The organism is Streptomyces sp. x-80 (assembly GCF_046549095.1).
GTDB classification, from domain to species: domain Bacteria; phylum Actinomycetota; class Actinomycetes; order Streptomycetales; family Streptomycetaceae; genus Streptomyces; species Streptomyces celluloflavus.
The window spans coordinates 316,711-341,534 of sequence record NZ_JAJPWM010000001.1; the positions used below are offsets into that span (position 1 = coordinate 316,711).

The following is a 24,824-nucleotide window of genomic DNA, read 5'->3' on the forward strand; positions in this document are numbered from 1 at the left end:
TCCTCGCCACGCACAGCGAAGCCGCCGCAACCACGGCCGGCCGGAGACCGGACAGCCGCGTGGTGGCACGAGGGCCTGAGGCTGCCCGCTGGTGCCCACGGTGTGACGGAACTGATGCGTGGGCTCGCTGTTTCCGGTTGGCGACTCTCTCACCGTGGCGCGGTGTGCCCGCAGGCGGTTCGCGGCGGGCATTCCGGTCAGCGCCGTCGCGCTCGCCGCTGCGGGGCGGGCAGACGGGCGACGTTGCTGGACTGACCGAGCTCCTCGCGGACCTGGGTCGGTTCAAGGCCGAGCTCGGCGTCGGTGCTCACCGCACCCGGACGAAAGAGATCTTGGTGGACGCCTCGCACGACACCGCCCCCGCGGGCCTCCCCGAGCCGCGCATGTCGGCGGCCGAGTACGCCCGTTCCCGTCACGTGGTCCGGACGAGCGCTGCGGGCGGCCGATGCCCCGGCCCCGCGCTCGGCGGCCACCCCGTAGCACAAGGCCGCCAACGTGCAGGATAAGAAGCCGGACCACGGACCAGACCAGACCACAGACCAGGTCACACCAGGCCACAGACCAGACCAAGACCTCCTCAGGTGAGGGCGGCCGGTTCGTAGCGGGCTTGGAAGAAGCGCAGGTGGCGTGGTTCGTAGGTGAAGCGCAGGCCGTGATCGATGGACCGCCGGTCGTGGTGCAGGGCGATCACGGAGTCGGCGACCACGTCGAGGTGGGCGCGTGTGTAGACGCGGCGGGGGATGGCGAGCCTGACCAGTTCCAGGGTGGGGGTGCGGTTCTCGCCGGTGACCGGGTCGCGGCCGGCGGAGACGATGCCGCGTTCCACGCCGCGTATGCCCCCGTGCAGGTACAACTCGGCGAGCAGGGTCTGGGCGGGGAAGAGGGACTGGGGGACATGGGGGAGGATCGCGCGGGCGTCCAGACAGACGGCGTGGCCGCCGATGGGGCGTACGACCGGGACGCCCGCGTCGATGAGGCGCCGGCCCAGGTAACCGACCTGTTCGATACGGGCGCGGATGCTGTCCTCCTGGACCGACTCGACGATGCCCTGAGCGACGGCTTCCATATCGCGGCCGGCCATGCCGCCGTAGGTGTGCATGCCCTCGTAGAGGACGACCAGGCTGCGTGCCTGCTCGGCCAGATCGTTGTCGCGCAGGCCGAGCCAGCCGCCGATGTTGGCGAAGCTGTCCTTCTTCGCGGACATGGTGGCGCCGTCGGTGAGATCGCACATCGCGCGCAGGATGCCGGCGATGCTCCGGTCGGACCAGCCCGGCTCGCGCGATTTGACGAAATACGCGTTCTCCACGGCACGGGCCGCGTCGAGGATGACCTTGATGCCGTGGCGCAGGGTGAGTTCGCGGACCCGGGCGAGGCATTCCATGCTGATGGGCTGCCCGCCGGCCATGTTCACCGGGGCTCCGACGCAGACGTACGGGATGGTGTCCGCGCCTGCCTCGCGGATCAGTCCCGCCAGCTTCGTCATATCGACATTGCCCTTGAAGGGGCTCTCGTCGGCGGGGTCGTGTGCCTCGTCGACGATGACATCGTGGAAGGTGCCGCCGTTGAGTTCCTGATGTGCGCGGGTGGTGGTGAAGTACATGTTGCCGGGTATGCGATGGCCGGGGCGGATCAGGCAGCGGGAGAGGATGTTCTCCGCGCCGCGGCCCTGGTGGACGGGGATGACGTGCTCGTATCCGTAGTACGCGCGGACGGTGTCGCGTAGCCGGTAGAAGCTGCTCGCGCCGCAGTACGACTCGTCGCCACGGAACATCGCGGACCACTGGCGGTCGGACATGGCGTTGGTGCCGGAGTCGGTGAACAGGTCGATGTACACGTCCTCGGCGCGCAGCAGGCACGGGTTGTGGGCGGCGGCGCGGAGGGCGGAATCGCGCTCGGCGCGGGTGGTGGTCCTGAGCGGTTCCACCATCTTGATGCGCCAGGGCTCTGCGGGGTAGGCGGCCGTCATGAGTGCCTCTTCTCGCAAAGGGAGGGGAGGGGAGCGCGGGCCATATGCCCCTTGGGGCGGCTACTTGATGCCGGTGATGATCCCGTGCGGCGTCCAGGTGGCCGCGGATTTGCGGGTGATGGCGGCCCGGTCGAAGCCCGCCTCGCGCAGCCAGTGCTCGTACTGGTGCCAGGGGTAGATCATGCCGCCGCGGGCGGGGAGCGAGGCGAAGTAGACACTGTCCAGAGCTGCCATGAGCGGGCCGTCACCCCGGTCGTCGGAGACCGAGTTGAAGATGACCAGCCGGCCGCCCGTGGGCAGCGCTTCGTACGCGCGCCGCAACAGGGCGATGTTCTCGTGCGGCTCCCAGATGACCAGTTGGTGGGCGAACAGCACGCAGTCGGCGCCCGTCGGGAAGGGATCCCGGAACATATCGCCTTCGCACAGGTCGATCCGGTCGGTGAGGCCCTGGTCCGCGATCCGATTGCGGGCGATGGCAATGGTGGCCGGGATCTCCAGAATGGTGATGTGCAGGTGGGGATGGGCGCGGGCGAGGGCGATGGCGTTCACCGCGTCGCCGCCCCCGACGTCGAGGACCCTCCGGACCGAGGCGAAACCGCCGTTCGCCAGCAGGAACGGGTTCGACAGCTCCGACCAGGCGCGCATGTACCGGTAGAAGATGCGCTCCAGGTCCGGATTCTCCGCGAACCGGTGGTACAGGTCGCGGCCGGTGCCGGGGATGCGGCGCAGGCCCACGTTGGTGTTCTGCCGCAGGGATTCGGTGAAGTCGGCCTGGGCCTCGTAGACGATATGGGCCTCGAAGGCCACCACGCTCGTGAAGTGGGGCCACCGGCCGTCCGTGAAGAGCCCCTCGATCACGGGGGCGTTGCGGTAGCGGCCGTCCTCGTGAGCGGTCAGGCCGAGCGAGGTCGTGCCGAGCAGCAGGATGTCGGTGGCGCGTGGGGCCAGGGACAGTTCCCTGCCCACCTGCGCCTTGTCGAGGTCCGGTTTCTCCCGCAGCAGCTCGAACAGGCCGAGTTCGCAACCGGAGTTGAGGTACTGGAAGGCGGCATGCCCGAAGAGCACGGGCGTCAGGTGTTCCAGAGTCTGCGGGGGAATCGTGGTCATGGTGCCTTCTCCAGGTCGGGGAATCAGGGGGAGAGGCGGGTCAGGGACGGACCTTGCGCGCCACGAGCGCGGCGGTGGTGGGCGCCCCGTCGAGGGGGAGCACACGCTCGGTCCGCAGGCCCACCTCCCGTAGCCAGGACGTGTACTCGGCCGCCGTGTAGTTGCGCCCCCACGTCTCGACCAGCATGTTCAGGCTCATCAGCGCGGCCGGCGCGGGGCCGCGCTTGTCGTCGCCGACGAACGACTCGCAGATGATCAGCGTGCCGTCCGCCGGCAGGGCGTCGGCGCAGACGGCCAGGATGCGCCGGGCGTCCGCCTCGCTCCAGTCGTGCAGGATGTTGGAGAGCAGCACGGTGTCGTGGCCCTCGGGGAGCCGGTCGGCGAAGAAGTCCCCGGCGACCAGTGGGATGCGGTCCTCCAGACCCGCCGTGGCGATCCGGGGGCGCGTGAGGTCGCAGACGAACGGCTGGTCGAAGATGGTGACCCGGAGTCCGGGGTGGTGCCGGCACAGCTCGACCGCGAACGCGCCCCCGCCGCCGCCCACATCCAGGACCCGCCGGATGGCCGTGAAGTCCAGTTTCTCGGCGACCCTGCGGGCACTGAACGCGGAGAGCGCGTACATGCCCTCCCAGAAGAACTCCATCATGACCGGGTCGTCCGGCGCGAAGAGCGATTCCTGCCGCTCGGCGTCCCAGGTGACGGGGTAGTTACCGCGCAGTGAGTCACCGAGCTTGAGGTAGGCGGGGTACTCGTGGCGGTCCACGACGGCCACCCAGCCGCCGAAGTAGTACGGCTTGCCGCGGACGAGGAACTCCTGGGACAGCGCCGTGTTCGTATAGGTGCCCGAGTCGTCGAGGTGCAGCAGTCCCAGTGCGGTACAGGCGGTCAGCAGGAGTTCGGCGGGCCGCTCGTCGATGCCGTGCCGCTCGGCGAAGCGGGGCACGGTCGTACTGCTGCCGGACAACTCGGTGAACAGTCCGAGGTCGGTGGCCAGGGCCAGTGCCTTGAAGGCGTGCACACCGAAGGTGAGGTTCAGCAGGGGGAGCGGGACGACCTGGGAATTCATGGCAGTCCTCCGGACCTCGGACGACGGAGTGTGTACGGGCTCACGGTTTCGCGGCCTTCCGCATACGGGGAACGAGCCGGTCAGCCGTCGTGGTCCGCGAAGGGCTCCGGCGGACCGGTGACCAGGCGGCCGCGGCAGATTTCCGGGAACGGCGATTTCTCCGTGGTGCGCCCGGGACGATCCCGCCATGTCCACCATGGCTGTACGGAGCACCCGAGCGGCCGCGGTGCGGGCCGCGTCCCGTCGACGGCAGTCGGACAGAAAGCCAGACGGGCAGCCGGACGGAAAGCCGGACCGACAGCCAGTCCACCACGGCCGCCCCTCTGTCGCCACCGGGGGCGGAGGCCGGGCCGACGACTTGCGGCGGTGCGCGCGGGGTGTCCCGGCCGACGTCCCGGCGGCAGGGCGGGGCGTGTCCCGGCCCGGGGAGTTCGCCGCGCCGTGTGTGGAGGGGGCTCGTCCATGGCGGGGAGTACGGTCCTGAGACTGCCGCGCCGTGGTACGCCTCGCCCGGTCCGGCCCTCCACCACCTGATCGATCAGCGGCGGACGAGTCCGTGCTGCACCCCGGGCCCGGCGAGCCCCGGACTCGGTGAAGCGGACCCGTCAGCGCGACCACCGCGAGCAACCGCACGGCCTCCCGCGCGTCCGACGACCAGGTCGGTGCACCGCCCACGGCAGGCGCTTCCGCTCGTGGCCGGCGTGGTCTCCGTGCACGGCCTCGGCGAGCCCGCTCCGCGCCCTGGGCGCGAGATCGTGCACCGCCGGGTGCCGATGCCGCGGCGGCAGCCCGGCCGAGGGTGGCGTCCTACTTGATGACGGCGTTGGCCATGGCTATCAGTACGCCGAGTGTCGCATCGGCGAAACCGAAGAGCAGGGTCGACCTCCGGCGGTACCCCAGCCGTCGTGCGGAGGCGACGCCCCAGACGAGCAGGAGTGCGGTGTTGAGGGTCAGCCCGGTCGCGGTGACCGTTGGCTCGGGCCAGTCGGACATACCGGCGGCTACCAGCAGGAGGACGGTGGGCAGGCACCCGGCGATCAGGGGCCATTCACCGAGCAGGGTGCGGGCCAGCCGGTTCCAGCGGTGGCTGTCCGCGTCATGCTGATCGGACGTCATGTGATGGGCGTAGCCGTGGGCGAGCGCGGAGGTGACCGCCGTCATCATGATCCACGCGGCGTTCTGGTAGGGGACGTATACGTCTCCCTCGGAGTGGAGGGCGGCGAGCAGGGCGCTGGCCAGCACGGTGCCGTATACGCCGCCGAAGATCAGGTTCGGGTTCACGGGATGTTCCTCTGGGTGGCCGGCCCAGCGGGCAGAACCTTGCAGCGAGTCGGTGTTCTCGGGGGTGGTCGGGGGCGGGGGCGGGATGGTGGCCGGGGCGTCGTACCCGCCGGTGTCCGCACTTCCCGCGGGCAGCTTCTTCAGCATCTCGGGGGGAAGATCCTCGCCGTGGTGGTCCGTCCTGCGGTCCAGCCCCATGAGCGCGATGTTCGTCGAACCGTCCGAGGACTTGGGCGCGTCGGCGCCGGGGGCGTCGGACCAGCCGATGCGCCGGACGTCCCGGTGTAACCGTCCCGAGGCCGCGACGCAGCAGATCAGGACCGCGCTGGGGGCCGGCAGGAATCGGGCCGGCCGGCAGCGCACGGGCTGGTCGGGGCGGCGGCGGTACTCCGTATCGGCGTGGTGCTGAGGCATGCAGACGATCTTGCGGGTCCCGTCCTGAAGAGATCCTGAGGATTCTGAAGGTTCGGACGGGGTCTTCAGGAAGTGCGCGGGGGCGTGGCGCTGCGGGCCGCTCACGGGCCTCGAATCAGCCCCTCCCGTTACCGTTTTTCCCGGTCCCCCTTGCCGCGCGTCCCGGTCGGCTCGCCCCAGCCCGGTGGCGGGCCTGATCCGCCGTGACGGACATGCGGGGGCAGGGGGCTGAGCCCCTTCCGGAGACTCGACCGGCAATGCGGACTTGAGTCTCCTCAGCCAGGTTGATGCACCGGCGCGCACCGCCCCCCGGCATACCCGGAGGCGGCCCGGCCGGCCCACCCGCGAATCGGCCCACCCGGACGGAACCGCCCGGCCCCGCGCCGCCCGCTCAGTGCACGCGGGCGAGGGCCTCGGGCCCCACCGGATGTGCGGGCTCCCGCCCGTCCAGGAGCCGGCGGACCTCGTCGGCGGCGCTCGCCCCGAGGCGGAGCCGGCCCTCGGCCGTGCCTGCCGCCTGGTGCGCGGTGAGCAGCACTTTGGGCAGGGTACGGAAGGGGTGGTCGGCCGGGAGCGGCTCCGTGTCGAAGACGTCGATCGCCGCGTCGAGCCGTCCGCCGCGCACCTCGGCGAGCAGTGCCTCCTCGTCCACGAGCCAGGAGCGCGCGGTGTTCACCAGGCCCGCCCCGTCCGGCATCGAGGCCAGCCGCCGCGCGTCGAGAAGCCGCCGGGTCGCCGCGGTCGCGGGCGCGTGCACCGCCACCACCCGGCTGCCCCGCAGCAGCCGGTCGAGCGAGACCCGGCGCACGCCCAGCCGCGCCGCCTCCCCGGCGTCGAGGAAGGGATCGCCGACCGAGACCCGGGCACCCAGGGCGCGGACCAGCGCGATATCGGCACGGTCGGTGCGCGAGGCGCCGATCATCCCGATTTCGCTCCCGTGGATCTCGTGCCGGGGCGGGGCCGTGCTCGCGGTCTCCCAGTCCGCGCCGGAGCGCAGCGCGTGATCGAAACGGTGCACGCGATGCACGCGATGCAGCAGCGCGAGGGCCCGCCGTGATCCGCCCGCTTCAGGGCGCGCTCCTGGAACAGCGGTTGCGGGCCACGCTCGCCCATTGGACACAGGCGGCGAGTCGCCGCACCGGTTGCAGCGGGGCTCGCAGCCGCAGGCACCGACCTGGGCAGGAGGCGAGAGCACCGGTGCTCGCTGTGCCCGTCGCGGAACCCTTCACAGCTCTCCACCGACTTCCGGCGCGGCACACGAGAAGTCGTACGCGGCGAAGTCGGTGACCGGGACGTACCCGATCCGCTGGTAGAGGGCGTTGCTGGTGGGGTTGGCCGGGTTCGTGAACAGGACGACCTCCGCCGCGCCTGCGGCCAGTGCGGCCCTGCTCACCTCGACCGTCACGGCGCCCGCGTAGCCGCGACCCCGGAGGTGGGCCGGGGTGTAGACGGGGTCCACCCGGATCATGCCGCCGACCATCGAAGTCGCGCCTGCGAGGGAGACGGGAGTGCCGTCCGGGGTCTCCCAGAACGTGAAGTGTTTGTCGGCGAAGCGCGAGCCGGCCCAGGAGCCGGCGTCTATGGAGGGGGTCTCTCCGACGGCGGCGACGAACTCACCGCACCAGCGGATGAGTTCCTCATGGTCCTTCTCGCCCACGATGCGACCCCGGCCTTCCGGGCAGGGCGTCGGTGGGGTGAGCGTGCCGAGACGGTAGAGACGGCCCCGCCAGCTGGGTACCGGCGCCGCGCCGGTGTGCCGCTGCCATGCCTCGGCGAAAGCGGTGGCGGTGTCGTGGTCCGCGAGGGCGCTGGAGAGGGGGTGGCCGAGGCCGGCCAGGTGTGCGGCGAGGGTGTCGGCCTGCTCAGGGGAGAGGGAGGTGAGGGTCAGGCGGTGGGACGGCAGGCGGTAGAAGATGGCGTGGACCTCGCCCACTCGCTCCAGTCGGCCGAAGACGGTGGCTCCGGCGCCGTATGCGTCCGCCCCGCGTGTTCGCAGTCTCTCGATCACTGTCAGCGGCGTGTTGTGCAGGGCGGGGCGCGAGCGCAGGAAGTCTCCCGCTCGGGCGAGAAAGTCGTCGATGTCTTCGGTGAGGTGCCAGCTATCCGGGCGCATGCTTCATGGTTCCGCATGCGGTGGGCGTGCGTCCTCGGTTTCCGCCGGGGCGAGGCGGCAGGGACCTTTTGCCTGGCGCGCCGGACGTCCGTCGTTCCCCAGGGCTGCCTTTGACCGGGAGCGCCCGCCCGTCTCCATCCCCAGGCCGACCGGGCGGAGGGGCAGCGGGTGCCCGCCGGGCAGGCGCTACGGCGTCAGCAGGGGCAGGAGGACTTCGTCCACGATGGCGTGGACCTCGCTGTCCGGGACGCTCCCGCGTTCGATGGATTCGGCCACGATCAGGCGCGGGCCAATGGCCGCGGTGCGGGGGGTGGCGCGTGCGGGGTCGGCTTGGCCACGGTCGACCGCGGTGCGCAGGCAGTCCAGCAGGACGGCCCGGTGGGGAAGGACGACCTGGTCCATGACCTGGTCGAAGAGCTGGGGATGGCGCGGGCGCTGGGTCAGCAGGGGCCGCAGGGCGCGTCCGCGCGGTTCGTCCAGGACGCGGGCGAAGGCGGTGAGCAGGACGATCAGGTCGCCGCGCAGGGTGCCGGTGTCCGGCACCAGGGGTTTGCCCAGGCCGACGTCGTAGTCCTTCAGGGCGGCCAGAACGAGTTCGGCGGTGGTGCTCCAGCGGCGGTAGAGCACCGATTTCCCGGTACCGGCCTTGGGCGCGATCTTCTCGAAGCTCAGCTCCTCGAAGCTGGTGGCGGCCAGTTCCTGAAGTGTCGCCCGGTAGATCGCCCGGGTCAGCTCCGCGCCGCGCCGGCGGGTGGCCCGGCCCGCGTCGGCGGGTGCACGGAACGGCGGGGTGGGCGGTGTGGAGGAGGCGGTCACCCTTCCCGTTATAGCCGTCGGCGTCGGTTCGCGTCGCATCAGGGTGCGGGTACGTGTACCGTCGAGTTAAGAAACTATTCCGTCCTCTATTTATGGAGCTCGACCGTGGACGCACGCATCGAAGACCGGGCGGCCATCGCTGACCTGATGACCGGGTGGATGTACCGTGACCTGGGCGAATGGGACCGCCTGCGGGATCTGTTCCACCCCGGTGCGACCATCGCGATCACCTGGTTCGACGGCTCGGCCGCCGACTTCGTGGACGGCTCCGCCCGCATGGGCGCCTCAGATCTGCGCACCAAGCACCTGATCGCCAACCCCTCGATCACCTTCGACGGCGACCGGGCCCTGGTGGAGACCAACGCGATGATCATGGCGGAGAACACCGCCCTGGACCTGGGCTGCACCGCCCACAACCGCTTCTGGGACCAGGTCGAGAAGCGCGACAGCACCTGGCGCATCACCCGGCGCGAGAGCATCTACGACATGAGCTCGTTCAGCTTCCTGGCGAAGGCCCCGGACATCGACGAGAAGACGGTGCGCCGCTACCCGCGTGAGTATGCCGCGCTGGCCTACCTGCTGGAGCGGTCCGGCTTCCCCCTCGTACGCGAGTTCCCGACCCGGGGGAGCGCGCTGGAGGCCGAGATGAAGGCCGCCGGCACCGCCTGGCTCCACCAGAACTGACCCCCGTACCCCTCCCCGCCCCCGCGTCGTCGCGTTCCTCGGCCGACCCGCCGGAAGCGGAGTACGGCCCCGGACTTGCCGAGGGCCGAGGGCCGAGGGCGCGAGCAGGGGCACCGCGCTGGACGGCCGAGAGGTCAGCCGAGCTCATCGGGCTGCCGGAGACCGGTGCGTGCCGTGTGCACCGGCGGCGGGTGACGACGATCGTCGCGAGGGCGAGGGCGAGGGCGCGGCCGCGGCGGCTCCGGTGAGCACGAGGATCCGCCGGTGGCCGGTGCCGGCCGCGGTGGAGGCGCCGGAGGAGGCGGCGGATCCGCGGCCGGCGGGGACCGGTGGCACGGCCTCGCCGGGCGGCGCGGTGCCGGTGATCTCCACCTTGATCGGGGCGGAGTTGTCGGCGGGCTTGGTGTCACCCTTGAGCGGTTCGGGTACGGAGCCACGACCCTCGGCGCCCTCGGCCCGACGGCCGGTCCGCACCCGCAGCAGCCGCCAGTTGGAGGTGCCGCAACAGACGTTGCCGTACTCCCTGTTCCGTGAGCAGAAGTCCAGCTCGGACGCCCTGCCCTCATGCTCCTCCCGGGTCAGTTCGGCGAGTGTGGTGCCCGGCGGTACTTCGATGCGCACCGGCCCCCGTCGTGCTCCGGAATGCCGGCCTCGGCATGGTCGGCGATGCTGCCGCGGAGTGGGATACCGGAGGAGATCGCCCCCCGGGCCAAGGACACCAGGTCATGGCGGGTGGGCGCAGCCCAAGTGGCCCGATCCCGTTCCGGACAGTGCCCGTTCTTCGGCACGGGCCGGGGTGCCGGGGTACGAGGCCGTGCTTCCCGGTGTGGTCGCGAGGCTGCTGTCTGCTCAGTGATGTGCTCAGTTCCAGACGCGCAGGATGTGGCGGATGGCGTCAATGTGGTCGCGGTCGGCGCCGAAGTGGGCGAGGACGCTCAGGTGTTCGCGGAGGTGGAGGAGGCGCATCCGCTCTCGCCAGCCATCGGTGAGGGGGCGGATCTCCCGGTACGCGGTGAAGAAGGGCTCCGGGATTCCTCCGGTGCAGTAGGCCATGCTCAGGTCGGCTTCGGCCCACATCCAGCAGACCGCGGGATCGATGAAGACGGGGGCGCCGACCGGGGTGGCGAGGAGGTTGCCGTGCCAGAGGTCGCCGTGGACGAGCACGGGCGGGGCCGGCGGGATCAGTTCGGGGAGCCGGCGGCAGAGCCGCTCCAGCCCGGCGCGGTCCGCGGCGTTCAGGGCGCGCTCGGCCTTCGGCTCCGACAGGTAGCGCAGGATGCGCTGCTCGGCGAAGAACGTGTGGCCGTCGTGGGACCAGGTGTTTCGCTGGGGGAGTCGGCCCAGCCAGCCGTCCCGGTGCCAGCCGTACCGGGTTCCGGCGGTCACCTCGTGCAGCCGGGCCAGGCCGCGGCCTGCGGCCTCCCAGAAGGCAGGGGTGCGCGGGGCCGGTTCCTGTTCGGTGAGGATCAGATGGCGCGGCCCCACCTCCAGAACCTCGGGGGTGTCCAGGCCACCTTGGGTGCGCAGGGTTTCCAGGCCCTCCGCTTCGACGGCGAAGAGGTCGGGTGCCGGGTCTTGCGCCGTCTTGACGACGACCCGGCTCCCGTCCCGGAGGGTGGCCCGCCACACCTGATTGGCGAATCCACCGCTGAGCGCCTCTGCCCGGAGGACCTGGTCGAGGCGGGCGCTGCGGTAGTCCGACCAGCTCTTCTCCTGCGGCTGCGGCCCCGTGGCGCCGGTCCCGTCAGACATGGCGGTCGGGTCCGGGCCGGGATTCTTCCTTCGCGGGGCCGGTCAAGACCTCCTCCCATGCTTCCCGGAGGGTGCGGGCCGCGAGGAACCGGGAGCGGACCGGCATGGCGTCCGGGTTCGGCACGGCGAACCGCCGCTCGGGATCCAGGACGAGGTTCACCGCTGCGCGGGAGTCCAGCCCGTAGTCGGCCAGGGACGCGTCGACCGGCAGTTTCGTACCGGCCGGCACGCCGGGGCCGGACCGGATCACCGGCTCGGATATGACGTTCGGGAAGCTCATGCCTACGTATTCTCCGTTCTCCGCTCTCCGGGGGCCGAGGAGGGGTGCCCCCGGGGCAGGAGGTCAGACGGTTCCCGGCGGCCGGAGGGCCGTCGCCGATCCGTGGCGCCGACGGCCCGGCGTACCGCGGATACCGGTGGTCCGGTCCGGTCCGGCCCGGTACGGCCCGTTCCGCCGGTCGATCAGGCCGAGGGGGAGCAGCGGGAGCCGAGGTGTGCCGGTGCGGGGGCGGTCGAGGGGGAGGGTGTTCTCGCCTGATCTCGTCCGACTTGGCGACGAGCGCGATGATGCCGGGGGTGGCGAGCGAGGCGATGTCGGTGAGCGGGTCGGTGGCGGTCACGACGAAGGCGGCGGGCTTGCCGGGCTCCAGGGTTCTCAGGCGGCTCTCAAGTCCCACTGTCTCTCGGGGCGGTGCCGATCGATCCCTGCGACGAACTGGCGACGCGGCGGTGGTGACGGAGCAGGGAAGGGGGCCAGGAAGGGGGCCGGGAAGGGGGCCGGCCCCTCGCCCGCCGGAGCCGCGCCCGTTGCTCCGTATGCCTCCAATACCCGTTGCGCAGCGCGTAGTTGGGTTCCAGGCAGGAAGGCCGAAGAGCACAGGGCCCCTGGCCGCCGGGCGGTCAGACCCGGCCAGGGGCCCTGGCACACCGGGCCGCGTGAGTGATCGGGGGACGACACGGCCCTGTTCTTCAGTTGTCCGGTCCCGCGCATCCTGCCCTTGCGGACGGCCGGTCGAGCCCTGTCAGCGCGCGTATCGCCCCGGGGGGCGAGGGCGGGCTCGCAGCAATCACGTTAGCCGGGGCGGACGGGTCGCCACATGGGCCGAAGTCCCTTGGGTGACGGGCATTTCGTCACGAGTGGTGGCCGCTGGCGGGCATGGGGCCGCGGCAGACGCGGTCCGCGTGATCGCCCGTCGGTGAGCCGTGAGCCGTGAGCCGTGAGCCGGGCGGCGGACCGGGCGGTGATCCCGGTGCGGGGCTCGCCCGCCCCTCATGCCACGAGCGGCGTCGGCGGATCCGAGGGTCCGGCCGGGGACGGCGGCGGTTCCAGGCCGCTCTGCCAGGCCCAGCGCGCCAACTGCACCCTGTTCTTGGCCCGTACCTTGCGCCGGCAGCCGGAGACTGTCTTCTTCACCGCGGACACCGACACCCCCGTGGAGCAGGCGATCTCCCGGTCGGTGCGGCCGACGGCGACCATCGCGGCCACTTGCCGCTCCCGCGGACTGAGCGGGCGCCGCGGCTCCGGCGGGGCATGCCGGGGCGGGCCGTCGAGGAGATCGCGCAGACTGCCGGCGGCCGAGGGCGACAGCGCGTACGCCCCCGCCGCCACCAGCCGGATGCTCTGCCGCAACAGCCGTGGCGTCACGGACTTGTGGAGGAAAGCGTGGGCTCCGCTGCCCATCGCGGTGCGGAAGTCCTCGTCCGCCGTCGAGCCGGTCAGCACGATCGCCCGGCAGGCCGTACCGGGGAGAGCGGACACCCGCCGGACCACTTCGAGCCCGCCGAACCCGGTGAGCGAGGTACCGACCACGCAGACGTCGGGCCGGGTGGTGCGGACCAGTCCGACGGTGTCCCGGCCGTCTCCGGATTCCCCCACGATCAGGAACCCCCGGTCCCGGGACAGGACGGCGCGCAGCCCCACCCGCACCACTTCGTCCGCGTCCGCGACCAGCACTCTGATGGACATGTCAGGCTCCCCATATCCGGCTTCACCGGGCGTACTTCCGTCTGCTCGCGCCCTCCTGGGCAACGTACGCGGCGGACAGCACGTCTCAGGGGGGACGAGCGGCCACTTTGCGCAGGGGCGGACGACCCTGCCGGCCGTGCCGCGCACTGCCGGAAAGGACAGGGCAGGAGGGGCGGCGGAGCAGGCCGGAAGGACATCCGGGCTCGGGCGGAAGGGGCCTTTCGGCGCCCTCGTGCGGGGTTCCGGCGCTCCTAACGTCGAGGGCGCAGGGCCGCCGCAACGGTGCGGCGGCCAGGAGCTGGGAGCGCCCATGCCTTTCCACGTGGATTCCGAAGCCGGCCGCCTCAAGCAGGTCATCCTGCACCGCCCCGATCTGGAACTCAGGCGGCTGACACCCGGCAACAAGGACGAGCTGCTCTTCGACGATGTGCTGTGGGTGGAGAAGGCCCGCGAGGAGCACGACGACTTCGCCGACACGCTGCGCGAACGCGGTATCACCGTCCACCTCTTCACCGATCTGCTGACCGAGACCCTCGCCGAACCCGGCGCCCGCGACCTGGTCCTGGGGCGGCTCTTCGACGAGCGGGAGTACGGGCCGATCGCCACCGACCGCGCCCGCGGCGTCTTCGAGGGGTTCGCCCCCGAGGAGCTGACGCAGTACCTGGTCGGCGGCATCACCAAGCGGGAACTCGTCGCGAGGATGGGACGCCCGCGCAGCATCCGGGTCCAGACGATGGACGACGACGATTTCGTCATCGCGCCGCTGCCCAACCATCTGTTCACCCGCGACACCTCGTGCTGGGTGTACGACGGGGTCGCCGTCAACGCGATGCGCAAGACCGCGCGCCGGCGGGAGACCGTGCACTTCGAGGCGGTCTACCGCTACCACCCGCTCTTCGCCGACCAGGATTTCAAGGTCTGGAACGAGGGCCAGGCGGCCTTCCCCGCCACCATGGAAGGCGGGGACGTCCTGGTCATCGGCAACGGCGCGGTCCTGGTGGGGGTCAGCGAACGCACCACTCCGCAGGGCGTCGAGCGCCTCGCCGTGGAGCTGTTCAAGGAAGGCGCCGCGCAGCGCATCGTGGCGCTCGACATGCCCAGGCGACGGGCCTTCATGCACCTGGACACGGTGCTGACGATGGTGAACGGGGACACCTTCACCAAGTACGCCGGGCTGGGCATGCTGCCCTCGTACACGATCGAGCCCCAGGGCGCCCCCGACGACCTGCTCGTCACCCGGCACGCGCCCGACCGGATGCACACCGTGATCGCCCACGCCCTCGGCCTGGACGACATCAGGGTCCTCACCCCGGCCCAGGACGTGCACGCCGCCGCCCGCGAGCAGTGGGACGACGGCTGCAACGTCCTCGCCGTCGAGCCGGGGGTGGTCGTCGCCTACGACCGCAACGTCACCTCCAACGCGTATCTGCGGGCCAACGGCATCGAGGTCGTCACCGTACGGGGCAGCGAACTGGGACGCGGGCGCGGTGGGCCGCGCTGCATGAGCTGCCCCATCGAGCGCGACGCCGTCTGAGCCGTCCGAGGCTTTCCGCGTCTGTCCGCACCGGCGCGCGCACGAGAGGGCCCGCCGGACCGCACCACCCCGCACGAGAACGAGAAGGACATCCCATGGCCCGCAATCTGCGTCACCGTAGTTTTCTCCGGGAACTCGACTTCACCCCTGGTGAGCTGGAGTACCTCATCGACCTCGCCGCCGAACTGAAGACCGCCAAGCGCACCGGCACCGAACGGCCCCGGCTGCGCGGCAAGAACATCGCGCTGATCTTCGAGAAGACCTCCACCCGCACCCGGTGCGCCTTCGAGGTCGCCGCGCACGACCAGGGTGCCCACGTCACCTGTCTCGATCCGGCCGGCTCCCAGATAGGTCACAAGGAGTCCATGAAGGACACCGCACGGGTGCTCGGCCGGATGTACGACGGCATCGAGTACCGGGGCGCCTCGCAGCGCCTCGTGACGGAACTGGCCCAGTACTCCGGCGTACCGGTGTGGAACGGACTCACCGACGACTGGCACCCCACGCAGATGCTCGCCGACTTCCTCACCATGCGCGAGCACGCCGGCAAGCCGCTGCACGAGATCTCCTTCGCGTACGTCGGCGACGCCCGCAACAACATCGGCAACTCCCTGCTCGTCATGGGCGCCCTGATGGGGGCGGACGTACGGATCGTCGCACCGAAGCCGCTGTGGAACGCGCCGGAGATCACCGGACGGGCCGAGGAGGTGGCCGCCACGACCGGAGCCCGGGTGCGCCACACCGAGGACCTCTGCGGAGGAGTCGACGGCGCCGACTTCGTCTACACCGATGTCTGGGTCTCCATGGGCGAGCCCCAGGAGGTGTGGGACGAGCGCATCGAGCTGCTCTCCCCCTACCAGGTCACCGCGGGGGTGATGGCGGCGACCGGCAACCCGCGGGCGAGGTTCCTGCACTGCCTGCCGGCCTTCCACGACCGCGCCACCACGGTGGGCGCCGACCTCTACGACCGGACCGGCCTGGAGGCGCTGGAAGTCACCGACGAGGTCTTCGAGTCGGACCGGTCGGTCGTCTTCGACCAGGCCGAGAACCGGATGCACACCATCAAGGCCCTACTGGTCGCCACCCTCGGCGGCTGACGCCGTCCGGTGACCCGCGGACCCCGCCCGGCCGGGGTCCGCCTGCCACCGGCCTCCCGCCCCAGCCCCCGTACCCACCGCCTCGCCTCTGACGGAGACCCTTGTGCGCATAGTCGTAGCACTGGGCGGAAACGCCCTTCTCGAACGCGGTGACAAGCCCGACGCCGATGTCCAACTGACCAATGTGCGCCGGGCCGTGGCCGCCCTCGCACCCCTCGCCCGGGAACACGAACTCGTCGTCACCCACGGCAACGGCCCCCAGGTCGGTGTGCTCGCCCTGCAAAGCGCCGCCGACCCCGCGCTCACCCACCCCTATCCCTTCGACGTCCTGGGGGCGGAGACCCAGGGCATGATCGGCTACTGGCTCCTTCAGTCGTTGCAGAACGCCCTGCCGGACCGCCAGGTCTGCGCACTGATCAACCAGACGCTGGTGTCGGTCGCCGACCCGGCCTTCGCCGAGCCGGCCAAGTTCGTCGGCCAGAGCTACGACGAGCCGACCGCCAGGCGGCTGGCCGCCGGGCGGGGGTGGACCGTGCGGCAGGACGGTGCGTACTGGCGGCGCGTGGTCCCGTCCCCGAGGCCGCAACGGATCGTCGAGACCCGGCTGATCCGGCAGCTGCTGTCGCACGGGGCGATCGCGGTGTGCGCGGGCGGTGGCGGCGTCCCGGTCATCCGGGACGAGAACGGTCTGCTCCGCGGGGTGGAAGCGGTCGTCGACAAGGACCTCACCGCGGCCCTGCTCGCCGAGTCCCTGGAGGCCGACGCGCTGCTGCTGCTCACCGACGTACCCCGCGTCGTACGCGGCTTCGGCACACCCGAGGCCACCCCCCTCACCCACACGACCCCCGCCGCCCTGCGCGCCGAGAGCTTCCCGGCCGGGTCGATGGGCCCGAAGGCCGAGGCGGTGTGCCGTTTCGTCGAACTCACCGGTGACATGGCCGCCATCGGCGCCCTGGACCAGGCGGCGGACATCCTCGCCGGTACGGCGGGCACCCTCGTCACCCCCAGTGGCCGCTACCCCCACACCGGTGCCTGCCCGCCGTCGGCCACCGGACCCGAAGCGGCCCCCGCGCCGGAAGGATCACCGGCATGAGCGGCACGGCCCCTCCCGGAGTCCCCGCCGGCCGGCCGGCTCCACCGGCGGACAGCAACGGCACGGAACCGGAGCGCGTACCGCCCACGGACCGGCCGGCGCGGCGCTTCCGCTTCCCGTCGGCCTTCACCGTGCTGGCCGTGGTCACCGTGGCGGTCTGGCTGCTGGCCTTCATCATCCCGGCCGGCGCCTACCGGACCGACGACAGCGGGGCCCCGGTACCCGGCTCGTACCACTCCGTCGCCGCGTCCGAGTCCTTCCTGAACAGGCTCCGGGACCTCTTCCTCGCGCCCGCCAACGGGCTGTACGGCGTCACCGGCGGGGACGGGAAGACCGTCCCCGGCGGCACCGGCGACCTGGCCGGCGCGGCCGCGGTCTTCCTCTTCATCCTGGCCGTCGGCGCGTTCATCACCGTCGCGATGAAGTCCGGTGCCCTGGACGCCGCGATCGGCCGCCTCGCCCAGCGGCTCAGCCACCGCAAGGCGCTGCTGATCACCGTCCTGATGTGCGTCTTCTCGCTCGGCGGCACCACCTACGGCATGGCCGAGGAGACCCTGGGGTTCTACGCCCTGGTGATCCCGCTGGCCCTCCGGCTCGGCTACGACCGGATGGTCGGTGCGGCCGTGATCATGGTCGGCGCGGGCATCGGCACCCTCGCCTCCACCGTCAACCCCTTCGCCACGGGAGTCGCCTCGGCGGGCGCCGGCATCGGCACCGGGGACGGCATCGTGCTGCGTCTGCTGATGTGGGTCGTGCTGACCGCGATCGCCATCGCCTTCGTGCTGCGGTACGCACACAAGGTGGCCAAGGACCCCGCCCGTTCACTCGTGGGCGCGGCCGGCGACGACGGCCTCGGCCGGAGCCCCGACGACATCCCCGCCCTGACCGGGCGTCACAAGGCCGTCATCGCGGTGTTCGGGGTGACGTTCGCCCTGATGATCTTCTCGGTCATCCCCTGGGCGGACCTGGGCGTCACCGCCATACCCACGCTGGGGTGGTACTTCCCGGAGCTGGCGGGGCTGTTTACGGTCTCCGCCATCGTGACCGGCCTGATCGCCGGGCTGGGGGAGAAGGGCACGGTCGACGCGATCGTGTCGGGAGCGGGCGACTTCATCGGTGCGGCACTGATCATCGTGCTCGCCCGCGGCGTCACCGTCATCATGAACAACGCCCACGTCACGGACACCATCCTCAACGCCCTGAACAAGGCTGTGGAGGGGACCGGTTCCGGGGTCTTCGCCGTGCTGACGTTCCTGGTGAACATCCCGCTGGCGTTCTTCGTTCCCTCCTCCTCCGGACACGCCACGCTCGCCATGCCGATCCTGGCACCGCTCGCCGACTTCGCCGGAGTGGGCCGCAGCCTGGTCGTCACCGCCTATCAGACGGCCTCGGGCTGGGTGAACCTGATCACCCCGACCTCCGCGGTCATCATGGGCGGACTGGCCCTGTCCAAGGTGCGCTACGACCGCTATCTGCGGTTCATCTGGCCCCTGCTGGCCATCCTGCTGGCCGTCTCCGTCGTGTTCATGGCCCTCGGGGCGGTGCTGAGCTGATGCCCGCCGCCCCGTCCGCCGGTGGACGCGGACGACCGCCACACGCCCGCGCCGACGCGCGCCCGGCCGACGGACGGGGGCTCCGCGCCGCCGCCTCGCCCCGGAACATGGTCCTCAGCGCGGCCCGGACGGGCGGCACGCTCATCCTGCGGACCCCGCCCGGCGGAGCCCGTTTCGTCGCCTCCGTGATCGACTCGGTACCGGACCTCGACGTGCTGGGCTGTGTGGCGGGCAACGACGTGGTGGTGGCCGTCTGCCGGGACGGGGCCGCCGGCGACGAGGTCCTGCGGTTCTTCCGCACCACACCGGAGAGCTGACGGCACCCGGCCCCGCCGCCGGCCGGTACGCACCGTCGCGCGGCCACCGTCTCCCGCCCCGCCAAGGGGGCGGGGCGGGGGCCGTCCTGCTCAGTGGTGCACGCGGCGGCTGCCGGCGGCCTGCCGGTGCCGGATGGGCCACTGGTTGCGGCGGACATAGGTGCGCTGCAACCAGCGGTCCGTCCCGTCGTAACGGGGCGTGAACCGGGTGCGGGCGTGCAGGCCCTTCCTGTTGTTGATCAGCAGGGCCTCGCCGGGACGGAGGTGGACCTCGTGAGCGGCCTCGCGGCAGGCGGCCTGGAGCCGGTCGAGCGCCGCCTCCGCCTCCTTGGTGAGGGCGCGCACCCCGTTGGCCGACGAGGAGATCTCCGGGGTGTCCTCCGGACCACCGATGAGCCCGACCGGGTCGGACAGGACCTCGCTTCCGCCGGCGACGTCCCGCACATAGCTGCCCGGTGCGTTCAGCCGGAAGAGCGGGCTGCGCAGCACCTCCAGGGTGTGGGCGTCGAGGGCTCGGGCGATGTCCCGGGCGTCGGCGTAGTGGGTGGCCGCGACGCCTTCGTGGTCGGCGCGCAGGCAGTTGAGGACGAGGAAGTCGGGGTTGCTGACGTCATAGCGGCCGCCGGCGTCGTGCACGATGTCGTTGTGGAAGTTGAGGAAGACGGTGGAGCCCTGGTTGGTCTGGCTCGTGGCACCACTGGGCACGGGGACCACATCGTGGACGAGCTGCCCGTTCTTCTCCGTGAGGAAGCCGACCGGTTCGCCGAGCAGGCCCGAGAGCCCGAGCAGCACACCTTCGGCGACATAGGAGCGCTTACCGCCCGCGGGACCGCCGTCGGTGGGTGTGGCCGGGAGCTCGGGGTCGACCGGCAGGTTGCGGACGTAGCCGACGCCCGGTGTGTCGGCGTGCCGCCCGAAGTCCAGTATCTGCTGGAGCGGTTCGGTGGGCAGGGTGGCGAAGATCTGGAGGTACCGGGTCGTGGCACGGTCGATGTCCGGCTGCGGATCGGGCTCCGCGGCGAGCTGCCGGCCGAGCGCGTCACGGACCGCGTCCGGCAGATCGATGCGGGCGAGCGTCTGCGCGGGGGCGTCCGGGCTGTGACGGTGGGGGACAGACGTGGTCATGGCGGACCCTTCGTGATCGGGGACGGAGTTCGGACGGGCGGTGCGGCGGTGCGCGTGCCGGGCCGTTCGGCGCGTCATGCGTCGAGCAGGACGACGTGCACCAGGTACGGGAGGATGTCGATGGCCCGCGGGTCGTGGTCCAGCAGGAGGGCGGCGGAGGTGTAGCCCTGGGCCCGTAGCGCCTCCAAGGGGCGTTGGTGCTCGGTCGGCGGCACGAGCCCCGACGCGGCGACCGGCGGGAGTTCCTGCTCGGGCGCGATGGCGGCCACCCTGAAGGGTTCCGGGCCGGAACCGGTGACCGCGTGCGGCGGTCCCGCGCCCAGCGCGCGCTCGGCGGCGGTCCGTACCGCCGCCGCCAGGGTGTCGCCCGTGGCGAGCGCGGCGGCCCGGCCGATGCGTACCGCACAGGCGGGCAGGGACAACAGCGCGGACAGGTCGTGGGCGCGTGGGCTGCCCTTCGCCTTGAGCAGCCGCAGGAGGTGGCCGGTGCCCTCATCACCCACGTACGCGTCGAGGTCGAGGCGGGTCACGCGGGTCCCCGGTTCGTCCAGCCGCCGCACGAGCAGGGCCTCGCAGTGCTGGGCGAGACCGGCCTCCACCGCGTTGACCCAGGTGAGGCCCGCCGCCGCGCCCACGGGCCGCCGGAAGGTCCGCCCCCGGGCCGGCGGCGCGGCGACGCCCATGGCGTCCACCACGCGCAGCGCACCGGAGTCCAGGTCCAGTCCCCAGACGGCGGGCGAGACCCCGCCCGGGGCGGCGTGGTGGCGGGCGGCGGCCAGCGCACCGTAGGTGGCGAGGCCGGCGAGCACCGCGGCGAGACGCCCCTCCTCGCCGCAGCCGCGGGTCCGGGCGAGGGCCGACTTCAGCAGGGGGCCGAGCGGCCGGGGCGCGGACCCGGCCGCCGCCGCCACCCGGGAGAGGAGTTCGTCCGGTTCGAGCGCCCGGCCGCCCATGCGCTCCACGAACACGGCCCGCGCCCTGGTCTGGTCGGGGGCGCGCGGCCGGACACCGTTCAGGCCCGAGGCACCGGTGTCTGGACGCTGTGTCATGTCCTTCCCTCCTCGGGCGGTTCCGCTGCTGACAAGCCTTCTCGCAGCAACGGAACACGGCGACGATAGGCGCGCGATCCATCCCCGATATCCGCCCGGTCTACGGCAGGGCGGTCAGGCCGGGATGAGCGTGCGCAGCAGCTGCACGAACTGTCCGGCCGTCGAGTGGTGGTAGAACTGCCTGCTCGACACCCTGGGCAGACCGCCGGCGCGCAGTTCCGCGAGGAGACGCACCACCAGCAGGGAATTCCCGCCCAGTTCGAAGAAGTTGTCGCCCAGCCGCACCTCCGTGTTCAGGACCCGGCTCCAGACGCGGATGATGTCCTCGGTGAGGTCTCCCGACGGCGTCCCGGCGGCGGGCGGTTGCGGTGTGCGGGGGAGCGGGGCGGGCAGCCGGGACGGATCCAGCTTCCCGTTCACCGTCAGGGGCAGCGCGGCGACCGGGGTGAGGGTGGCCGGGACCATGTAGTCGGGCAGGAACCGGCGCGCACGGTCGAGGATGTCACGCACCTCCGCCGCGTCCACCGGGGATACCTCCGGTGCCGCGCCGCTCCCGACCACGTACGCGTCGAGGCGGCTGCTCGCGGGATCGCCCGGCGTCTCCTGCCGGATGGCCAGGGCGACGGCGCTCACCCGGGGGTGCCTGAGCAGCACGGCGCGGATCTCGTCGAGTTCGACGCGATGCCCGCGGATCTTCACCTGACTGTCGAGACGCCCGAGGTGTTCGAGACTGCCGTCGGGGCGCAGCCGCCCCTTGTCCCCGCTGCGGTAGACGCGCTGCCCGGTGACCGGGTCGGTGCGGAACCGCTCGGCGGTGAGGTCCGGCTGCCCGAGGTAGTGGCTCGCCACTCCCGCGCCGCCCACGTAGATCTCTCCCACCGGTCCCGGCGGCAGGACCCGGCCGTGCCGGTCGCGGACCGAGAGCGACCAGCCGGGGAGGGCGCGGCCGACGGACCGCGAGCCCGCCACGACGTCCTCGGGGGTGACGGTGTGGGCGGTCGCGTGGACCGTGGTCTCGGTGATGCCGAACATGTTCACCAGCCGGCAGTCGGCGGGGGAGTGCCGGGCGAACCACGGGGCCAGCATGCGGACGTCGAGGGGTTCGCCGCCGAAGACGACGAGGCGGAGCGCCAGGTCGCTGGCCGACTCCCGGTCCGTCCGGATGAGCTGGGAGAACGCCGAGGGCGTCTGGCTGAGCACGGTCACCCGCTCACCGGCGAGCAGCTCGTGGAACTCCTCCGTGTCCCGTGTCGTCCAGTACGGCACGACCACCAGCCGGCCGCCGCTGAGCAGGCATCCCCAGATCTCCCATACGGAGAAGTCGAAGGCGCTGGAGTGGAAGAGGGTCCAGGTGTCGTGGGGGCCGAGTCCGAAGTCGTCGACGGTGGCATCGACCAGGGCGACGACGTTGGCGTGCGGCACCACGACGCCCTTCGGGCGGCCGGTGGAGCCGGACGTGTAGATCACGTAGGCGGCCTGCCCGGCGTCGGGCTGCGGGAGTTCGCCGGGCACGTCCGCCGCGGCGCCGAGTTCCCGCAGCGCCCCCGGGGCGACGACCTCCACCCCCGCCAGGGCGGGGAACTGTCCGGCCGATGCCACGACCACGGGCAGCTGCGCCTGCTCGGTGATGTAGCGCAGTCGCTCCTGCGGATAGTGCACATCCATCGGCACATAGGCGCAGCCGGACTTCAGCACCCCGAGCAGCGTGACGACGAGCCCGGCGTCCCGCTCCAGGCAGACCCCGACCCGGCTGCCCGGGGCGACCCCCTTCGCCCGCAGTCCCGCCGCCACCTCTTCCGCCGCGTCACTGAGCTGCTGGTATGTCAACCGGGTGGTGCCGTCGTCGAGTGCCGGGGCGTCGGGCCTGCTCCGCACCCTCTCCTCGAACAGCCCGACGATGTGACCGCCGCTCGTGCGGGCGGGCGCGGAGCTCCCCGCCCGGAGGATGCTCGCGGTCTCCGCCGCCGTCAGCAGCTCGACGCGGGACACCGGGCGCGCGCCGGGGCTCTCGGCCAACTGGGCCGCGAGGTGCGCGACATGGGCGCAGAACCGTTCGGCGAACTGCGGCGCCACCGTTCCCTCGTCGAACCAGCACGTACCGCGGAACGTGCCGTCCGCCCGCCGTTCCGCGTGCAGGGTGAGCGGGAAGACCGGGGCGAGACACGGCCGGTGGCTGCTGCCGGGCCGCGCGGCACCCACGATCAGCCCCGCGGCGGGGAGCCGCGGCGCCGTCCCGGGCGCGGCGTCGAACTGGGCGAGGAAGTCGCCGACGCTCCGCTCACCGTCGGTCCGCACCGCGTACGCGCGGAGGTCGTCGTACCCGCGCAGGGCGGCGGAATCGACCCGGCCGACGGTCACACCGGCGTCGGCGCCCTCGTCCCCCGCCGCGTATCCGGCCAGGGCGAGCGCGAGACCGCCGACGAGGTGCCGTACGTCGATGCCCGCACGCTCCGGGAGGGGCAGCGGAACGGTTCCGGTCGTGCCGGCCCGCCCGGGAAGCCCCATCCCCCACGGGACGGGATCGTGCTCGGGGGCGGGCGGGAGCGGTGCGCACGCCGGGATGTCCTGCGAGTCGTCCCAGGCATCCGGCGCCCCCTCCAGGAGAAGAGCGGCCAGCCGGTCGAGGGCGGGGCGCGGGACGGACCTGCGGGCGGCCACGAGCACCAGGTCGGCCGCGCCGTCGGAGCAGTGGATCAGCACGGCCCGCACGGGGAACATGTCCGGCCGGACCGGCCGGGCCGCCTCCGCCCGAGCCCTGCGGTCCGCCGCGGGGGTGCCGGCCGGCGCCGCGACCGCGGTGTGCCAGAGCCGCAGCGGACGGAGCGCCGGCCGGCGGCGGGCACCCGCCGCCAGGTTCCGGTCGAGGCGGTCGGGGTCGACGGGGCCGGGCACTCGCACGGTGAGGCTGTGGCACAGCGCACCCCAGTCGCGCGCGGTGCGCACGTCGGGGGTGCGCGACCCGGGCGCGGCGGCGCGGGGGTCGGGGTCTTCGCTCATGGCGTTCACGGGTTCCTTCTGCCGGGGGTGGAGCGGAGTGCGGCCGGGCTGCGTCACCGGGCCGTGAAGCCTCCGTCGACGGTCAGGACGCTGCCGGTCACCCGGCGGGAGTCGTCGCTCGCCAGCCAGAGCGCGGCGGCGGCGATGTCGGCGGGCTCGATCAGGTCGTTCGTGGGCTGGTCCCGGACGAAGATCTCCTCGTGCTCCTCGACGGGCACATCGAGGGAGCGGGCGATCTCGGACAGCATCCGGCCCTCCACGACGGGGTCGTCGCGCACCGATCCGGGGCACAGCGCGTTCACCCGGACACCCAGCGGGGCATAGTCGAGGGCCGCGGCCTTGGTGAGCCCGATCAGGCCGTGCTTGGCCGTGACGTACCCGGCGAAGTGGCGGTAGCCGACCAGTCCCGCGGTCGACGAGACATTGACGATGCTGCCCGCCCGCTGCCCCACCATGGCCGGGGCGGCGGCCTTCATCATCCGCCAGGCGCCGGACAGATCGGTGTCGAGCATGAGCGCCCATTCGGCCGCCGTGATGTCGTGGGTGACCTTTCCGGACGGCGCCGCGATGCCCGCGTTGTTGACCAGGATGTCCACGGCGCCGAACCTGTCGAGCGCCGCATCGATCACGCCCTGGCAGTCCTCGGTGTCCCGTACGTCCGCCACCTTCGCCACGACGGCGCCGCCCGCCTTCTCGCACAGCGCGGCGGTGTGCTCCAACTGGCCGCGCGACCCCAGCGGGTAGGGCACTCCCGCCACGTCCTTCGCGATGTCCATCAGCACGAGATCGGCGCCTTCCGCCGCGAACCTGACCGCGCACTCGCGCCCGAGACCGCGCGCCGCCCCCGTGATGACGGCGGTCTTCCCGCTCAGTCGCATCTGCTTCTCCTCTGTC

The 24,824-nt window shown here is 72.2% G+C and carries 21 protein-coding genes; 6 read left to right on the top strand and 15 right to left on the bottom strand.

Annotated elements, in window-relative coordinates:
* Positions 1–577 precede the first annotated feature (577 nt).
* The 7 genes from ACLJWH_RS01265 to ACLJWH_RS01295 form a co-directional block, all read right to left on the bottom strand.
* Positions 578–1,966, bottom strand: a complete 1,389-nt coding sequence (locus ACLJWH_RS01265; protein WP_411139631.1) for a tryptophanase — start codon at positions 1,964–1,966, stop codon at positions 578–580.
* Positions 1,967–2,026: 60 nt separating this feature from the next.
* Positions 2,027–3,073 carry a methyltransferase gene (locus ACLJWH_RS01270; RefSeq protein WP_411139632.1) on the bottom strand — a complete coding sequence of 349 codons (1,047 nt, stop codon included), beginning with the start codon at positions 3,071–3,073 and terminating at the stop codon, positions 2,027–2,029.
* Between the two features lie 40 nt (positions 3,074–3,113).
* Positions 3,114–4,139, bottom strand: coding sequence for a methyltransferase (locus tag ACLJWH_RS01275; protein ID WP_411139633.1), 1,026 nt, complete (start codon positions 4,137–4,139; stop codon positions 3,114–3,116).
* 807 nt (positions 4,140–4,946) lie between these two features.
* On the bottom strand, positions 4,947–5,834 hold the full coding sequence (locus ACLJWH_RS01280; protein WP_411139634.1) for a hypothetical protein: 888 nt from the start codon (positions 5,832–5,834) through the stop codon (positions 4,947–4,949).
* Between the two features lie 391 nt (positions 5,835–6,225).
* Positions 6,226–7,029 (bottom strand): NAD(P)-dependent oxidoreductase, encoded by an 804-nt coding sequence (locus ACLJWH_RS01285; protein ID WP_411139635.1) that lies wholly within the window; start codon positions 7,027–7,029, stop codon positions 6,226–6,228.
* Positions 7,030–7,059: 30 nt separating this feature from the next.
* The gene (locus ACLJWH_RS01290) at positions 7,060–7,947 is read right to left on the bottom strand and encodes a GNAT family N-acetyltransferase (RefSeq protein WP_411139636.1); all 888 of its coding nucleotides are present in this window, start codon (positions 7,945–7,947) and stop codon (positions 7,060–7,062) included.
* 186 nt (positions 7,948–8,133) lie between these two features.
* The gene (locus ACLJWH_RS01295; RefSeq protein ID WP_411139637.1) at positions 8,134–8,763 is read right to left on the bottom strand and encodes a TetR/AcrR family transcriptional regulator; all 630 of its coding nucleotides are present in this window, start codon (positions 8,761–8,763) and stop codon (positions 8,134–8,136) included.
* Between the two features lie 105 nt (positions 8,764–8,868).
* On the opposite strand from ACLJWH_RS01295, the gene ACLJWH_RS01300 reads away from it, so the two are divergent.
* Entirely contained in the window at positions 8,869–9,447 is a 579-nt protein-coding gene (locus tag ACLJWH_RS01300; protein ID WP_411139638.1) for a nuclear transport factor 2 family protein, read from the top strand.
* A 144-nt stretch (positions 9,448–9,591) separates the two neighbouring features.
* Here the strand turns inward: ACLJWH_RS01300 and ACLJWH_RS01305 are convergent, their stop codons facing one another.
* From ACLJWH_RS01305 to ACLJWH_RS01320, 4 genes are all read right to left on the bottom strand, one after another.
* The gene (locus tag ACLJWH_RS01305; RefSeq protein WP_411139639.1) at positions 9,592–10,068 is read right to left on the bottom strand and encodes a hypothetical protein; all 477 of its coding nucleotides are present in this window, start codon (positions 10,066–10,068) and stop codon (positions 9,592–9,594) included.
* Between the two features lie 240 nt (positions 10,069–10,308).
* Positions 10,309–11,199 carry a fructosamine kinase family protein gene (locus tag ACLJWH_RS01310; protein ID WP_411139640.1) on the bottom strand — a complete coding sequence of 297 codons (891 nt, stop codon included), beginning with the start codon at positions 11,197–11,199 and terminating at the stop codon, positions 10,309–10,311.
* On the bottom strand, positions 11,192–11,479 hold the full coding sequence (locus tag ACLJWH_RS01315) for a hypothetical protein (RefSeq protein WP_411139641.1): 288 nt from the start codon (positions 11,477–11,479) through the stop codon (positions 11,192–11,194). The genes ACLJWH_RS01310 and ACLJWH_RS01315 overlap by 8 nt, the downstream gene beginning before the upstream one ends.
* Before the next feature lie 990 nt (positions 11,480–12,469).
* Entirely contained in the window at positions 12,470–13,165 is a 696-nt protein-coding gene (locus ACLJWH_RS01320) for a response regulator transcription factor (RefSeq protein ID WP_411139642.1), read from the bottom strand.
* 310 nt (positions 13,166–13,475) lie between these two features.
* On the opposite strand from ACLJWH_RS01320, the gene ACLJWH_RS01325 reads away from it, so the two are divergent.
* From ACLJWH_RS01325 to ACLJWH_RS01345, 5 genes are all read left to right on the top strand, one after another.
* Positions 13,476–14,699, top strand: a complete 1,224-nt coding sequence (locus ACLJWH_RS01325) for an arginine deiminase (protein ID WP_411139643.1) — start codon at positions 13,476–13,478, stop codon at positions 14,697–14,699.
* Positions 14,700–14,794: 95 nt separating this feature from the next.
* Positions 14,795–15,796 (top strand): ornithine carbamoyltransferase, encoded by a 1,002-nt coding sequence (gene argF, locus ACLJWH_RS01330; RefSeq protein ID WP_411139644.1) that lies wholly within the window; start codon positions 14,795–14,797, stop codon positions 15,794–15,796.
* 103 nt (positions 15,797–15,899) lie between these two features.
* Positions 15,900–16,889, top strand: coding sequence for a carbamate kinase (locus tag ACLJWH_RS01335; protein ID WP_411139645.1), 990 nt, complete (start codon positions 15,900–15,902; stop codon positions 16,887–16,889).
* On the top strand, positions 16,886–18,442 hold the full coding sequence (locus tag ACLJWH_RS01340; protein ID WP_411139646.1) for a YfcC family protein: 1,557 nt from the start codon (positions 16,886–16,888) through the stop codon (positions 18,440–18,442). The genes ACLJWH_RS01335 and ACLJWH_RS01340 overlap by 4 nt, the downstream gene beginning before the upstream one ends.
* A gap of 107 nt (positions 18,443–18,549) precedes the next feature.
* Positions 18,550–18,759, top strand: coding sequence for a hypothetical protein (locus ACLJWH_RS01345; protein ID WP_411139647.1), 210 nt, complete (start codon positions 18,550–18,552; stop codon positions 18,757–18,759).
* A 90-nt stretch (positions 18,760–18,849) separates the two neighbouring features.
* On the opposite strand, the gene ACLJWH_RS01350 is transcribed toward ACLJWH_RS01345, so the two are convergent.
* The 4 genes from ACLJWH_RS01350 to ACLJWH_RS01365 form a co-directional block, all read right to left on the bottom strand.
* Complete coding sequence (locus ACLJWH_RS01350; RefSeq protein WP_411139648.1) at positions 18,850–19,884, bottom strand: TauD/TfdA family dioxygenase; 1,035 nt, start codon at positions 19,882–19,884, stop codon at positions 18,850–18,852.
* A 74-nt stretch (positions 19,885–19,958) separates the two neighbouring features.
* Entirely contained in the window at positions 19,959–20,933 is a 975-nt protein-coding gene (locus ACLJWH_RS01355; protein WP_411139649.1) for a hypothetical protein, read from the bottom strand.
* A gap of 114 nt (positions 20,934–21,047) precedes the next feature.
* Positions 21,048–23,930, bottom strand: coding sequence for a non-ribosomal peptide synthetase (locus tag ACLJWH_RS01360; RefSeq protein ID WP_411139650.1), 2,883 nt, complete (start codon positions 23,928–23,930; stop codon positions 21,048–21,050).
* Positions 23,931–23,983: 53 nt separating this feature from the next.
* Positions 23,984–24,808 (bottom strand): mycofactocin-coupled SDR family oxidoreductase, encoded by an 825-nt coding sequence (locus ACLJWH_RS01365; protein ID WP_411139651.1) that lies wholly within the window; start codon positions 24,806–24,808, stop codon positions 23,984–23,986.
* Between the last annotated feature and the right edge of the window lie 16 nt (positions 24,809–24,824).